This is a genomic window from Methanosarcina sp. Kolksee (assembly GCF_000969945.1).
Taxonomy (GTDB): Archaea; Halobacteriota; Methanosarcinia; order Methanosarcinales; family Methanosarcinaceae; genus Methanosarcina; species Methanosarcina vacuolata.
The window spans coordinates 454569-468664 of the sequence record NZ_CP009524.1; the positions used below are offsets into that span (position 1 = coordinate 454569).

The following is a 14096-nucleotide window of genomic DNA, read 5'->3' on the forward strand; positions in this document are numbered from 1 at the left end:
CATAATGGAGGATCCAAAATGGTTGATATATTCTATCCTCTTCAATGGATTGCTGATAAACTGACATATGAGGTGTTTAAAATTGCACCTGACACGCACCTTGCAGCCAGTGTTAACTTTATCATTTATGATGTGCTGAAAATTTTCTTGCTGCTTGCCGTGATGATTTTTGTTGTTTCCTACATCAGGACCTATGTAACTCCAGAAAAAACCCGAAAAATCCTTGGAGGCAGAACAGGATTGCAATATCATCTATTAGCCTCCCTGCTAGGAGCGGTCACGCCTTTCTGTTCCTGTTCATCAGTACCTCTTTTTATTGGTTTTGTTGAATCTGGAATCCCACTTGGAGTGACTTTCTCATTTCTTATTACCTCCCCCCTGGTAAATGAGGCTGCAGTTGCTGCACTGTGGGCCACCATTGGCCTTAAGGTAACCCTGATCTATATAGTATCAGGTGTTGTACTCGGAGTTTTTGGTGGGTACTTAATAGGCCTTCTGAAAATGGAAAAATATGTGGCGGATTTTGTTTACAATATAAAGGTAGGGGATCAAAATAGAGGTCAGGAATCTCTGAAAATAAATGAAAGAGCTGCTATTGCCTATGACAATGTTAAAGAAATCGTGGAAAAGGTCTGGATATACATAATTATTGGAGTTACTTTGGGAGGAATCTTCCATGGATATGCTCCCGAAGGTATCCTTGCACAATATGCAGGGAAAGACAATTTGCTTGCTGTTCCAATTGCAGTCGTTATAGGGGTTCCTCTATACTCAAATGTTATGGGTATGATCCCTATAGTGGAAAGCCTTATTGGAAAAGGGCTTCCTGTCGGCACTGCTCTAGCCTTCCTTATGGCAGTTACTGCACTTTCGCTCCCTGAAATGATTATCCTGAAGAAAGTACTTAAAAAAGAGTTGATTGGAGCTTTTGTTTTAATTGTTACGGTATCGATAATATTTACTGGATATCTATTTAACATTATTCTATGAGATTAATGCATTTACAACTCGAAAAGACAGTAAAATGTTCAAATAATGACAGTAAAATGTCCAAAATGATAAAACAAAACACGAGGTTAAAAAGATGAAGATCGAAATTCTCGGAACTGGTTGTCCAAAGTGCAAAAAAACAAAAGAAACGATTGAAAAAGTACTGAAGCAGACTGGCGTAGATGCTGAAGTAATTAAAGTTGAGGATATTGAAAAAATACTGAACTACGGCGTTATGGTCACTCCTGCAGTTGTTATTGATGGAGAAGTAAAAGTTGCAGGTAAGGTTCCAGACGAAAAAGATATTCGAAAATGGGTTACTCAATAAAAATGGAATCGTTTACTATTCAATTAATTAAAATAAGAAAAAACAAGCTTATGAGGAGGATAAAATTATGGCAGAAGAGACAAAATGCGCATGTGGTTCGTCAAACGTGGCAATTTTCCCATGTACTGGGGCTTCAAATGTGGGACAACTTTCAAATAAGACCGCAATAGAACTCGAAAGACAAAACTTTGGAAACCTGATGTGTACCGTAGGAATTGGGGCTAGAGCTCCCGGACTCATGAAATCCGCCGAGGCTTCAGAAAGGATAATTGCAATTGATGGCTGCCCGGTGAACTGTGCAAGCAAAACTCTCGAACTTGCAGGTTTTAAAGTGGATCAGCATATTGTAATTTCGGAGTTCGGAATTAAAAAGAATAAAGACAAGGATCTCAAAGACAGTGAAATCTCAGAAGCTCTAGAAAAAACCCTTGAAATACTGCAGTCTGAATGATTTCGGTTTCAATTAACATTATGCATTGCTAAGACCATATATCTTAATAATCAGAAACTTAAATGACCAAAATTAAAGGTGGCAAGTTGACTGAATTTACTGTAAATTCTACTATATGTGGTTTTGTTCACAAGATACGTGGAAGCAAAAAAGGAAATAAAATTATTGTTGACATTGAAACTCCATGTGAAAAAATAAAGAAGTTCTCTCACATGGAAGTTCCCATGATGGAAATTATGGATATCAAAAACAACTATGTGATTGATAGAGCACAGGAAGCACAGTGCTCCTCAAATTGTCTTGTGCCCTGTGCAGTGCTCAATCTCTGCAGACTGGAAAGTGGTTTCCTTGCAAAATCTCTAGTAAAAAAGGCAGGTAGCATTAGCATCGAGTTCAATGAAGTTTAAAAAAGGAAAAATTTACCTCCTTTTCAATTTCCAATTTAATACTCAAGAGGCAAATTCCTTTAAAGGAAAGAATTTCTTTATGGTTAAGTGAAAAACCTGTTAAAAAGAGCTTATCCTAAAACTTCGAATTATATTGCCAGATATTGAATAAGGAAATTAATTAATTTGTATCCTATTCAAATTGAGTGGAAATCTCTCAATTTCCACTCAATGAACTTTTTTCTCTGATTAGTTGCGCCAGAGATGGCATCTCAAATGTACCGCCGACTCTATCACATATGTAATGATATGCACTTACACCCAGTTTCTTTGCCGTCTGAACAATCGTCATAAATGTATCATTTGCCTTTGTTCCTTCATCTGTTATTGTTTGAAGGCTCACATCTCTTTTTCTGACCTTTGCCCTTGCTGCTAATTCCGCTGCATTGTTATGCAGCGGAACCTCTGGCAGAACCAGCACCTTTAACAACTGTTCCTTGTTCTCCTTCGTTTTAGCGATTCTTTCATCCAGCTGTTCATAGCCGGTTTTGGTAGAAAACAACTGATCAAACTTAATGGATAATTGCTCCGCTACCTCTGAATCTGGGTTTATTCGAAACTCACAAAGTTCACCATAAAAGTCCCAATAACTATCCAGAAAAGCTTCCAGCTTTTCTCTATGATAAGGAACTATTGGCCTCAATTTCTTGTAGTTTCTACCATCATGAATCCAGCAAAGAGCATGATGATATGCAATTTGCCTGAATTGACGCGCATCATCACTCAAAAGTGTGGTAACCACAGGTATGTTTGTCATCTGATGATATGCCGCAATTGCACCGGCTTCAAGAACCTTCTTCCTAGTAGTTTTTCTACCATGCAAAAAAATACAATTCAGCTTTCGATGCATTTCCTCGTCACTGAATATTTTGTTTTTTAAAGAAGAGAGTTTTTCCAGCCAGCTTTTAGAAACATTAAACGTTTTCATCAGATCAAATGCTTCAGCATTAAAGCAGTACGTTTTTTCTTTTCCACATAAAAGCACATCTAAAATGGTTTCCCGGTTCTTATTTGGAACTGTAAAATAAGCAGTATAATGAGGATTACAAAGAATCTGAGTATAATAATTGACACCATTGACTCTTGCACCTGTATCATCAATCTGCTGATAAGGCGTAGCCTTAAGACCTTCCAGAAAAATCTCGGCTTTCTCTTGATGAAAGAAATCAATATCTTTTGTCAAGATTCGAGAAATAGTGGCTTTAGATATATGAACACCAATATTTTCTAGAAATTCATGTATTTTGGGTTCTGAAACATTAGCAACATGATTAAGAATGATTATCAGGGATTTTATCCCGGGACCAAATTCACCCTTGATACCATGTGGTAATTTTCCTGCATATGTTTTGTGCTCAGAAGGAAAATAAAAAATCTCTATCCTGTAGTTGGTGTTTACAGGCTTTATTGATACATCCTGAATTATTACGTCTCTATAACCTTTAAGATACGCATCACTGGGTAAAATGGATCTATCAACGTTACATGTTTCAGTTTGATGAACCTCTATTTTGTCCAGTTTAGATTTAGACTCTTTATCCTATTGAAGTTTTATTTTTCTTCTCTCTTTTTCAGAAGAAATGTCTTCATTCTTTTTAGAGCCACGAATCTTAGGTTTGGCTTTTTCACCTTTGAGTAAGTTGATTTCATCTCGAAGCTTCTGGTTCTCTGCTTTAAGGAATTCAATCTCTTCATTCTGCTTTTCAATTATAGCAAACAAAATACGAAAAGCTTTGGCATACTTTTCATCTTTAATTTCATCAGGATTGATGTCCAGTGAAGCAAGCAATTGTTTTAAAGCTTCAAGTTCCATTTTTCTACTCCAAAATATGATAAGGGAAAAAGGAACAACTATTATATTTTTTATGCGGTTGAAAATCACTTAAATTTTAAGAGGATACCATGAAATTTACTTTTCTCCATTGAATTTGAAGAGGATACATTAATTTCCTTATTCTGAAACTTGTTTGGAACCATTATTGATCTCAAAACGAAATTGGTTTCGGGATAGGCTCATGAAATTATTTTTTAGATCTTTTTAATTAGAAGCTGAAAACTTTGAATCTTATCCTTTTTTAATTTTGGACATTACATTCTTCTTTACCTGAGATTCATATTTCTTCCAGCTATTTTCATCAATTTCGGGCATGATAAGCTCCGGAGCTTCGCTTCTTTCTTTTCTACTACAGGAATCTATTGCCTGCTGGATGACCAAAGGGTCGGTTATCCCTACGAGGTCAATGACTTCAATTTCCCTAAGAAAACGAGAGATTGCAGTCGCTGGAATTTCGTTAAGGTAAGGAATTACTCCTTCAGACCCGACAATCTTTTTTGACCCTCCAAAAGTCGAAACCCCATTTTCGGCAAGTGACAGCAGGGACTGCCCGGCAAAATGTTCACTTTCCTTCCCGCAGACGATCAGGCAACTGATGTGAGGATTTGAAAGTACATTAACTATTATCTTCTCAATTCCAAAATTTTCCGTAAAACAGGTCCCGCAGATGGCGTAGTTTTTTAAACTCAAGTCTCGATAGTCAGAAGCAAGGGTTACTACTGCCACAGGAGATTTTGGGTCTCCTACTACATAATCGCCAGAAGTTATAGGCCATGCCATGTAAAAGCTCCTTTTCTTAGTAAATTTTCATGTTAAATGGTTTTCTCCAAAGTTACAAGTTATAAAGTAAAAAAAGTAGAAATCTTTTTATTTCCAGGCTTTAAGTTTTAAGCTCTCTGCAGGCAACTCATTATATTGTCTTTTGCTTATATCCAGGTCTTCATTCAAAACTTCAACTACAAATCCGGCTCTCTTTAAAAGCCCAAGATACTCTTCCTTAAGCAAGGCACCTGCAAGGCAGCCTGTGAGCAGGTTTTTGTCATTCTTCAGGTTTTCAGGAAGCTCGGCCAGAAGAACCATGTCAGAAATATACATTGTGCCTTCTGGTTTCAAAACTCTAAAGGCTTCTTTAAAAACTTTTTCTTTATCTGGAGCAAGATTGATCACGCAATTACTGATAATAACATCCACTGACCCGCTCTCAACCGGAAGAGCTTCTATATCTCCAAGACGAAATTCGACATTGGTATAACCGTATTTTTGGGCGTTTGCCTGTGCCTTTTCGACCATAGCCTGAGTCATATCAACTCCAATAACCTTTCCTGATTTCCCTACCTTCTGTGCAGCAAGGAAACAGTCAAATCCTGCACCTGAACCGAGATCTAGTACAACATCACTTGGTTTTAATTCTGCAAAAGCGGTTGGGTTTCCACAACCAAGACCCAGATTTGCGTCTGGAACAGCATTGATATCATTGTCAGAATAGCCAATGGATTTTGACAGATCTATCGCACTCGAATCACCACAACATCCACTCGAACAACAGGACCCGCCTAACATTGCTATTTTCCCGTATTTCTCTTTAATTACTTGCTTTTTTTCACTTGCATCCACAGGTATCGCCTTCTCTCTTACTCGAGTTATTTATGCCCTTAATATAGTTCCAGGTCTCTCTTTGTGTATATAAAAAAGGATTCAATTATCAAAATATATTGATATATTCAAGTATAGTCTCTGATATAAATATTTTACTCGATCACGCAAATGAAGCAAAATAACGAAAGTATGAACCGGAATTAATGGATGGATCTGACTAAAAAATTGAGTTGTTATCAGGCAAATTCAAGTTTATTTCGTTCAATAAACACTTATTGAGCCTATTCCAAAAGCTATTTTTACAAAGTGAACCTCGAATTTATAAACAGTTTTAACATTATCTCGCAACTGCATAATAAAAAATCAAATAAAAAATCTAACAGATACCTGAATGAAAAGAAACCTGAAAGATAAGAAACCTGAAAGAAAAGAAACCTGAAAGAAAAGAAACCTGAAAGAAAAAAAACCTGAAAGAAAAAAAACAAAATGACTGGGTTTTTAGTCCTTACAGCAGCAACAACAGTCTTCTCCCTTATCTTTCCCTTCTTCTCCCTTATCCTTTTCAAAGATTTTGTCGTATATATTTTCCCTGTATATGTTTGTCCACCCTATCTGTGTACCTGCAGAAACAAACATAGCGACTGAAATCGTTTCGGCAATTTCCTCCTTTGTAGCTCCTGCAGCAATCGCTCTTTGTGAATGTGTATCAACACAAAACTGACAACGCATAAGGATAGAGGAGGCAATGGCTATAAGTTCCTTGGTTTTAAGATCCAGATAACCATCTTTGAATATGGAACTTCTCATCTGTCCAAAAGCTTCCGCAGTTTCAGGTAACATTTCATCCAAAAATGACATTAAAATCCTCTCCTACTTAAAAATTATATAAATTTGTAATCTGCAGTATAATTTAAAAATTTCAAATAAGGTATATTTTGATTAAATTACTTCAAACTGTAAAGATACAGGCAATTTACATTTACCGGCAATTTACCTTTACCGGCAATTTACCTTTACAGGCAATTTGCCTTTATAATCAGCTGTATTTTAAAATTAAGCAGTCTTCGTCTTCTTTTTTTCCCGGCAGTTCATGTCTCAGCCTTAATGGCCAGGTTTTCTGCAAAAAGCGTTATTCCAGTGCATAGTGTTGCCCCGGTCTTCAGCCTTATGTGTGTACAGCAGGTCTTCTTCATCATCTTCTGGATTATTTGTAGTTTCTTTTGGCAACGTATCTTTTTCTTTTGGCAACGTATCTTTTTCTTTTTTCAATTCCTTGTCTCCTTACTAATCAATTGTATTCTGTAAAAATGATATAATCGACATTAGAGATTCAGGTTTTAAAAACATGCATGATGAGTATCAAGAATAATTGATAGGTGTATAGTTGATAAATGTTAAAATGTCGGTTTAAGGAATCTCTCTGAAATCTCATATCAATCTTTTTTGATATTCAGCTCCCATGTTCTTATGAAGTAAGCTTCATATTGATTAGAAGATTCTATATTAATCCGAAGAACTGACTTCATTTTTGAGTAAAAATGTGGTCTTATAGTGGTAGCTCTCTGGAAAAATAATGGTTACATCTTAAGAAATTATATTCTATATAATAACAAGGGTGTGGAAATGCCTGGAAATCCGAATGAGATAAAACTTGTAAATAATGCTATGTCTAATGCCACCCGAAGGAAGATTATGAACTTTCTTGTAGATGGCGATAGAAGTACCGAAGAAGTCGCAGAAGCTGCAGGAAAGACAATGCTTGACTTCCATCTCAAGCTTCTTCAACAGGCAAGCCTGATTGAATTAACAGACGGAACAGTCAGATTAAGTGAATACGGCAGAAATTTTCTGAAGGGCAAGGAAGAAAAAGATACTCAAAAAAATGCCGATCTCTCTCAGGCAAAGCCTGTGGATATTGCAGAAATCCGGCAGCTTTTACCCTGTATAGCAGACTCCTCAAAATTCAGGGTAATTGCAAATATGACTCCCCCGCTTGGTGGAACCCTCAAAGTTCTTGAACCTCTCTTTCCCAGAGGCAGATACTCGGAAAAGATCAGCGCCCTGATATTGCAAAAAGGAGAAGTGCTTACAACGGTTTACGGTACTGGAAAAGTTACCATGACAATGATTAAAAACGAGGCAGAGGCCAGGGAAGCGCTTGAAAGTCTTAGAAGTACCATCAATGAGGCTATTGCAAAGGGTGTTGCTCCTGCTCCCCGGGAAAAGGTTAGGGTCGAACCCATGGAGCTTTACAAGTACCTGCCCCAGACCAATTGTGGTAAATGCGGCGAACAGAGCTGTTATACTTTTGCCATAAAACTCATGAGCGGAGAAGCTTCCCTTGATAAGTGTACATCGCTCAAGGAGCCGGAGTACGCAACTAACCAGGAACATTTGCAGGTTCTCAGTGCGTACATTTGAGCCTAATAATTTAAAGAATATTTCAGAGCCTATCGAAAAGTACGGTTCCCTGGTGTATCATTCCATGCTGAATGAAATACTAGCAAAGTAATTTCCAGGTTTCTGCAAAGTCTCTATCTACTAAATGGACAAAATTTCTTTGAGTAGGCAACTATAACAATTTTGTAGCTATCAACTTTGTAACTATACAGACTTTGTAATTCTAATGACTTTGTAGTTATATGACATTAGTTGTCAAAGACTTTACAGAATCCTCCTCTAACTCAGCAGGATCCAGGGTACAGGGGCCAGTGGTGCACTTTCCACAGCCATGTTGATTGAGTTCAGGGTAAGCTTTTATGTCTTCTTGAAGCTGCATAAAGCACTTCTCTTTATCAAACCCAGTTGAACTAAGAGCGCCGGATTGACATCTATCCACACATATAAGGCATTTTTCTCCTCTTTTGTGCCTGCAGAACTCTTCTTTTGGACGTGGAGTAGGGGGGATTTCGGCAGAAATCAGAAGAGATCCAATTCGACCTGCGCATCCGGCTTTTGTAATCAACATTTGGTTTACTCCGAAAGTTCCAATTCCGGCAGCATAAGCGGCGCTCTTGTGAGACCATGAAACATTAAAACCATTATTCTTATAATCGAAAATAATTTTAGGTACAATTGCTGTGATACCCTCTTTTGCCAGTTCAGTTTTAATTCTTTCATTGATTTCTCCGATAAGGTGAGAAGTATCTACACTAGCCTGAATAGATTCCTTTACCACGCCTGATTTCAAGTTCTGTTTCACAAGCTCTTTGTCAAATGGCAAGAAGAAAGAGACAACGGTCTTTGCTTCAGGAAAGATTTCTTTTGGATTTAAGTGATGAAAACCTACGATTTGTTTAATTTCCATAAAAATAGGATCGGTAGTAGAAGCAAAACCTATGATGGGTTCACGATATCTTGTTTTAGTATCTGAATTTGCTACAGTGTTCTTTATTATGGTCTCAATCTTGTTTTTTAGTTCCATATTAGGATCTCCTAAAATATATGAGAGACTTTTGCCTCAACTTAATAGTCGGGCAGATCTTCTTTAATTATAACCGTTTAAATGTTTACGTATCAATCTTTTTTGATATTTGGCTTTTGTGTTTTTATTGATATAACGTCATAACTAATTGTAGGAATAGCTTGAAAAAGTTAGGTTTTGCTTTTAGACATCTTTGCTGATACTGTTTAATTGATCTAAACGGAATTAAACTCCAATAGTACCTGAGAGGTGTAAAATGTCAGGAGGTTCGAGTGAAACAAAGTTGGTGAATTTTGCTATGGGCAATAAGACCCGAAGGAAAATAATAAACTTCCTTGCAAACGGCAATAGAAATGTTGAGGAAATTGAAGCTCTAGTCGGGAATAAAACGATTGATTTCCATCTGAAGATTTTACAAGATGCGGACCTTATTGAGTTAACAGAAAGAACTGCGAAAATCAGTGAACATGGCAAAAATTTCTTGAAAAGTGACAAAAAAAGCAACACTGAAGAACTTAAAGACCTTTCTCAGGCAAAGCCTGTGGAGATTGCGGAAGTTCGACAGCTTTTGCCCTGTATAGCGGATTCCACAAAGTTCAGAGTAATTGCAAATATGGCTCCTCCGCTGGGTGGGGTCTTAAAAATTCTTGAACCAATCTTTCCCAGAGGGAATTATTCAGATAAAAAAGATAGTCTCATAATTCAAAAAGGAGAAATCATTACAACTATTTATGGTAGCGGCAAAGTAGTCATGAGAATGGTTAAAAATGAGAATGAAGCTAAAGAAGAGCTCGAAAATCTAAAAAACACTATTAATGAAACTATCAAAAAAGGAATAGTTCCGCCTCCCAGAGAAAAAGTCAGGGTAGAACTTATGGACATATATAAACACCTGCCCCAGACAAACTGTCGAGACTGCGGTGAACAGGGCTGCTACAGCTTTGCCATAAGGCTAATGGCAGGACAGGTAAGTTTAGATCAGTGTACGCAACTTAAAGAGCCAGGTTATGAACCCAATCTCGAACGGCTACAGTTTCTGGCTGCGTATATTTAAGTCACAATCATTAACGTATCAATTAGTTGGAGGAAGCTTTGAAGACACTAACAATAGTTCTCACTGATGGTCCTTACATCTCTGAGTACGCTGACATTGCCTACAAACTCGCTGAGACTGCACTTGAAAATCATAAAGTAAACATGTTTCTGTACCTGGATGCGGTGCATATTCCAAAAAAAGGCCAGGAACCGTCCTTCTTTACCAATGCAGGACAACTGTTTTCCGGACTTGTGGAAAAAGGGGTCGTTATTCGAGCCTGTGCGCGATGTGCCGGTGCAAGAGGCTACATTCCAGAAGAAGAAATTATACAGGGAAGTAACTGCAGAGATTATCTCCCTGGAATAAGAATTACTAGCCTTTATGAACTGTCGGAAATGCTGGGTAAGAGTGATAGAGTAATTTCATTGTCAAGATAAGTTAGCAGAAACGAGGTCTAAACGATGAAATCAGTTTTCTATCTGCTGGATACAGCTCCATATGGCAGTGAAAAAGCATTTGGAGCGTTGAATGCAGCCGCAGTAAGCCTTAGCGAGATGGATGTGACTCTTGGCCTTTATGGTGATGGAGTTTATCTTGCAGTTGCAGGTCAAGATAGCCGAAAACTTGGATTACCAAACCTTGCAGATATTCTATATGCATACGGGGAGTTGAGAGTGCTTGTGCACGAGCCTTCGCTTGTAGAAAGAGGGCTTTTCGGGGAAACCTTCATCGAAACTCTGGAACTGACCGACGAAGAAGAATTTTTTGAAGCAATGGAAAGCTCGGACTGCGTTCTCTCATTTTAATACTGGTTGCTGATTAAGGATTTGGATGATAATATGAAAAAAGAACAATTGGATGTGTTTCTGCTGACAAAGCCTCCTTTCAGCCCGAGATCGGAGTTATGCCTCAAACTGGCTGCACGTTCCGGGAAGGTCAGAATCTACCTTGCAGGAGACGGAGTCTATCACCTGCTTACCAGGATAGAGGAACAGCCAGAGTTTAAAATTTATGCATGTAAAGAAGACCTCGAAGCCAGAGCCGTCAGGGCAGGAGACAAAGTGACAGTCCCGGATGACTTTTACCTGGATTTTATAGAGGATATAATGGAGCACTGCAGGCATGAGTATGCATTTTAAAATACTGGCCTTAAAAATGAGATTATACTTTTTGATTTACAGTTAAATGTTCCAGATTTTACTCTCTCATATTTTATTTTCCCAGATTTTGCTCTGCCGAATTTTACTTTTATACTTTCAATTGCTTCTTAAAATTACTGAAAATAAATGCTAACCGGGTTGAGTCCTATGGTCGAGAATATCCCGAGAGAAATAATAAAAGATCTGCAATCGGTATGCCAGTTGCATGAGGAGGCTGTCTGTAACCATGACAAATGTAGGGAGTTCAGCGAAAACTTGTCCGCACTTTTGATCCGGCTTGAAGATCTTAAGTTCTACCGGATGGCCGACAGACTGATGAGCATTCTCCTTAACTGCAAACCAAAAGAGGCTTCTCACTGTGAAAAAGCAAACCTTGTAGGAGAAATGATGAAAGAAATAACAAAAGAGGCAAAGAATGCAGGTGACAGCTCCCGCCAATGAATTGACGGGCACCTACGAAATTTCAACCGATGCCATACTGCCCCAGGGCAATTGTTATTCCGGTTCTCGCCATCAACGTTCAAACTTTTACTTACGGAACTACTCTGTAGAACCTTATAGTTTAAGTCCAGTAGCAAAGTTAAGCGGCTCTTGTAGCATTTCCAGCTTCCAAGACAAAACTTAATAAAATATATAAAACTTAATAAAATATATAAAACTTACCGATATATATAAAACTTAATAAAATATATAAAACTTAATAAAATATATAAAACTTAAGAATATTTATATATTATTAGAGTTAAAACCGTGATGTTGAGACAGATTATGCATTCATCCCACGTTTGAAAACGCGGGGATTCTACTTCGATGTTCTAAAGTGGCCTGCCCTATTTGCAGTACTAATTTACAGCTTCCGACCAGATCTCCCAGAGCAAGAGAAGCAATCCACAAAACTTTGAGGGTTCTGCTTCGGCTGTGGGATCAGATGAAGGGAAGCTCAAAATCTTCCGGCAGGTCAGAGATGAGATAAAAGACTGAATCTCTAGTGTTGAGTCAACAACAAAATGTCGTATTAAATCGATTGCAGTTATTCGGAATTATTGAATCCTTTATAATTGACTCGACACCAGGACATTTGGTAAAAATGCCAGGTTTTTGATTTGTCTGCACGGCATCATTCTGGTTCTTTCATTGATTGCTTTCACAATGCCAGCAGATTGGCAAGATATCCTGCAGTCACAGCTATGATAAAGATGGTCACTACGAAGGCTGACAATAATCTTTTCTTGAATATGGCTGAAAGAAGGGTCAGTTCTGGTATGCTAGCTCCTGCTCCGCCAATTATCAGTGCAAGTACTGCTCCCACGCTCATCCCTTTTCCAATTAGCGCCAGTCCTATAGGGATCATAGTCTCAGCCCGGATATAGAGAGGGATGCCAACAATTACAGCCACAGGAACTGCCAGAGGATTGCTCGGCCCTGCGAGGCGGGAGACAATGTCCGTTGGTACGAATCCGTGAATGAATGCACCAATGCCTGCTCCTAAGAGGAGATAGGGCATGAGCTGACGGAATAGGCTGAACGCGAATCCTGCAGATCTCTGTATCCTGGATTTTGCGTCCGTTGATTGCTGACAGTCACAGCTGTTTCGTACAACAGCGGCTGGCTTAACATATCTTGAGAAGCCCAGTCCATCAAGCAAAAGGCCGATGACAACTGCAGCTATGAAGACTACAACAAAGTAAAGAGCAGCCACCTTCCAGCCCAGTAAAATGACAAATAGAGATATTATCACCGGGTTTAGCAAAGGCGATGAGAACAGGAATGCCATTGCTGCAGCAAAAGGGGCACCAGCCTTGAGCATTCCAAGTAGAAGTGGTATGGTTGAACAGGAGCAGAAAGGAGTTAGAGCACCAAATCCTGCCCCAAGGATGCTTCCTATTATCTTGTTCCTCCCACCAAGTGCCTTTTTTATGGTCTCGTCTGGCACATACTCCTGAATCAGCCCCACGAGAAAGGTTATTCCTATAAATAAAACAGCAAGTTCGACTGCTATTTCAACGAAGTAATTAACCGCCACAGTTAAATTATTCCAGAACATTTCGATCTTCCTTCAAAATTTACTTTTTATTCAACCGTCGAAAGCTACAGCTATTGGAAATTTGAATACACAGTATTCTCTCCAGAACCCAACATTTTCGAAGCTTAAACCGTTTTTGAAGGGTCCAAATTTGTCCCTATATCCTACTTTCAAAAAGAGAACTTTACTGGAAGCTCACTTGTCATGAAGCAGCTTTGCCTGGTTAAGTATTTCAATAACCGCTCCATCCGAGAGACGAAAGTAAGACCATTTACCTTCTTTCCGTTCTTTGATAAGGCCCGCATTTTTCAATACTGAAAGATGATGAGAAACAGTCGATTGAGAATTGGAAAGGGCAATCGTTAGTTCGCAGGCACAGAGTTCTCCTTCCTTCAATAGTTTTAATATTTTCAGACGATTCGTATCGGCAAGAGCCTTAAAAACCCTTGTTTCCGAATTTAGTACTTCTTCGTCCAGCATATTTACCAGAGAACTGAGCTTTTGAGTTCTTACTTCTAACTGATCCCGATCAAAAATAAAACGCTTCAACCTTTCGATTTCCACTTCACTCTTTCTTTTATTCGTATCTGATTTCTTTTCGGTTCCCATGAATTACCTGCAGCAGCTACCTCCACCTTCTAAAGGGAGCAGCTTGTTTTTACTCTGTTCTTTTGACCAGCATTTCACACATAGTTTTATAGTTCCTAAGTCCACGTGATTGGCTCGGAGTAACGAATCTTCTTCTTTTCCGCAAATCGAGCACTTAAAATTCATTTCCAGGGCCTCATCACAAAATTCTCCTCATGAT

The 14096-nt window shown here is 38.5% G+C and carries 18 protein-coding genes and 1 pseudogene; 10 read left to right on the plus strand and 9 right to left on the minus strand.

What is annotated here, in order from left to right:
• Nucleotides 1-18: 18 nt before the first annotated feature.
• From MSKOL_RS02045 to MSKOL_RS02060, 4 genes are all read left to right on the plus strand, one after another.
• The gene (locus tag MSKOL_RS02045) at nt 19-990 is read left to right on the plus strand and encodes a permease (protein WP_048153394.1); all 972 of its coding nucleotides are present in this window, start codon (nt 19-21) and stop codon (nt 988-990) included.
• Between the two features lie 94 nt (nt 991-1084).
• Entirely contained in the window at nt 1085-1318 is a 234-nt protein-coding gene (locus MSKOL_RS02050) for a thioredoxin family protein (protein WP_048117452.1), read from the plus strand.
• Nucleotides 1319-1385: 67 nt separating this feature from the next.
• The gene (locus MSKOL_RS02055; RefSeq protein ID WP_048117456.1) at nt 1386-1769 is read left to right on the plus strand and encodes a putative zinc-binding protein; all 384 of its coding nucleotides are present in this window, start codon (nt 1386-1388) and stop codon (nt 1767-1769) included.
• 86 nt (nt 1770-1855) lie between these two features.
• The gene (locus MSKOL_RS02060; protein WP_048123570.1) at nt 1856-2176 is read left to right on the plus strand and encodes a DUF6951 family protein; all 321 of its coding nucleotides are present in this window, start codon (nt 1856-1858) and stop codon (nt 2174-2176) included.
• A gap of 196 nt (nt 2177-2372) precedes the next feature.
• Here MSKOL_RS02060 and MSKOL_RS02065 read toward each other — a convergent pair whose 3' ends face one another.
• The 6 genes and pseudogenes from MSKOL_RS02065 to MSKOL_RS19705 all read right to left on the minus strand — a co-directional run bounded on the left by MSKOL_RS02065 (nt 2373) and on the right by MSKOL_RS19705 (nt 6914).
• The gene (locus MSKOL_RS02065; RefSeq protein ID WP_052725307.1) at nt 2373-3398 is read right to left on the minus strand and encodes a transposase; all 1026 of its coding nucleotides are present in this window, start codon (nt 3396-3398) and stop codon (nt 2373-2375) included.
• Between the two features lie 357 nt (nt 3399-3755).
• Nucleotides 3756-4028: a hypothetical protein gene (locus MSKOL_RS02070; protein WP_048153397.1), complete on the minus strand. Its 273-nt coding sequence runs from the start codon at nt 4026-4028 to the stop codon at nt 3756-3758.
• A gap of 252 nt (nt 4029-4280) precedes the next feature.
• A pseudogene (locus MSKOL_RS02075) lies at nt 4281-4835 on the minus strand (tetrahydromethanopterin S-methyltransferase subunit A); the annotation flags it as partial.
• An 81-nt stretch (nt 4836-4916) separates the two neighbouring features.
• Nucleotides 4917-5663 carry an arsenite methyltransferase gene (locus MSKOL_RS02080; RefSeq protein WP_048153401.1) on the minus strand — a complete coding sequence of 249 codons (747 nt, stop codon included), beginning with the start codon at nt 5661-5663 and terminating at the stop codon, nt 4917-4919.
• Between the two features lie 480 nt (nt 5664-6143).
• Nucleotides 6144-6503 carry a carboxymuconolactone decarboxylase family protein gene (locus MSKOL_RS02085; protein WP_048153403.1) on the minus strand — a complete coding sequence of 120 codons (360 nt, stop codon included), beginning with the start codon at nt 6501-6503 and terminating at the stop codon, nt 6144-6146.
• Nucleotides 6504-6746: 243 nt separating this feature from the next.
• A complete protein-coding gene (locus MSKOL_RS19705; protein WP_156150933.1) occupies nt 6747-6914 on the minus strand; it encodes a hypothetical protein in 168 nt (55 codons plus the stop codon).
• Nucleotides 6915-7268: 354 nt separating this feature from the next.
• On the opposite strand from MSKOL_RS19705, the gene MSKOL_RS02090 reads away from it, so the two are divergent.
• Nucleotides 7269-8066 carry a (Fe-S)-binding protein gene (locus MSKOL_RS02090; RefSeq protein WP_048153404.1) on the plus strand — a complete coding sequence of 266 codons (798 nt, stop codon included), beginning with the start codon at nt 7269-7271 and terminating at the stop codon, nt 8064-8066.
• 217 nt (nt 8067-8283) lie between these two features.
• Here MSKOL_RS02090 and MSKOL_RS02095 read toward each other — a convergent pair whose 3' ends face one another.
• Entirely contained in the window at nt 8284-9069 is a 786-nt protein-coding gene (locus MSKOL_RS02095; RefSeq protein WP_048153411.1) for an epoxyqueuosine reductase, read from the minus strand.
• 256 nt (nt 9070-9325) lie between these two features.
• Between MSKOL_RS02095 and MSKOL_RS02100 the strand changes: the two genes are divergently transcribed.
• The 5 genes from MSKOL_RS02100 to MSKOL_RS02120 all read left to right on the plus strand — a co-directional run bounded on the left by MSKOL_RS02100 (nt 9326) and on the right by MSKOL_RS02120 (nt 11706).
• A complete protein-coding gene (locus MSKOL_RS02100; protein WP_048117472.1) occupies nt 9326-10123 on the plus strand; it encodes a (Fe-S)-binding protein in 798 nt (265 codons plus the stop codon).
• A 38-nt stretch (nt 10124-10161) separates the two neighbouring features.
• The gene (locus tag MSKOL_RS02105; RefSeq protein WP_052725308.1) at nt 10162-10542 is read left to right on the plus strand and encodes a DsrE/DsrF/TusD sulfur relay family protein; all 381 of its coding nucleotides are present in this window, start codon (nt 10162-10164) and stop codon (nt 10540-10542) included.
• 24 nt (nt 10543-10566) lie between these two features.
• Entirely contained in the window at nt 10567-10911 is a 345-nt protein-coding gene (locus MSKOL_RS02110; protein WP_048117477.1) for a DsrE family protein, read from the plus strand.
• A 33-nt stretch (nt 10912-10944) separates the two neighbouring features.
• Nucleotides 10945-11244: a sulfurtransferase complex subunit TusB gene (tusB, locus tag MSKOL_RS02115; protein WP_048117485.1), complete on the plus strand. Its 300-nt coding sequence runs from the start codon at nt 10945-10947 to the stop codon at nt 11242-11244.
• Nucleotides 11245-11391: 147 nt separating this feature from the next.
• Nucleotides 11392-11706, plus strand: coding sequence for a hypothetical protein (locus MSKOL_RS02120; protein WP_231592375.1), 315 nt, complete (start codon nt 11392-11394; stop codon nt 11704-11706).
• A gap of 703 nt (nt 11707-12409) precedes the next feature.
• On the opposite strand, the gene MSKOL_RS02125 is transcribed toward MSKOL_RS02120, so the two are convergent.
• Both MSKOL_RS02125 and MSKOL_RS02130 read right to left on the minus strand, forming a co-directional pair.
• The gene (locus MSKOL_RS02125; RefSeq protein WP_048153416.1) at nt 12410-13309 is read right to left on the minus strand and encodes a permease; all 900 of its coding nucleotides are present in this window, start codon (nt 13307-13309) and stop codon (nt 12410-12412) included.
• Nucleotides 13310-13483: 174 nt separating this feature from the next.
• Nucleotides 13484-13897, minus strand: a complete 414-nt coding sequence (locus tag MSKOL_RS02130) for a helix-turn-helix transcriptional regulator (RefSeq protein ID WP_048117492.1) — start codon at nt 13895-13897, stop codon at nt 13484-13486.
• Nucleotides 13898-14096: the final 199 nt, after the last annotated feature.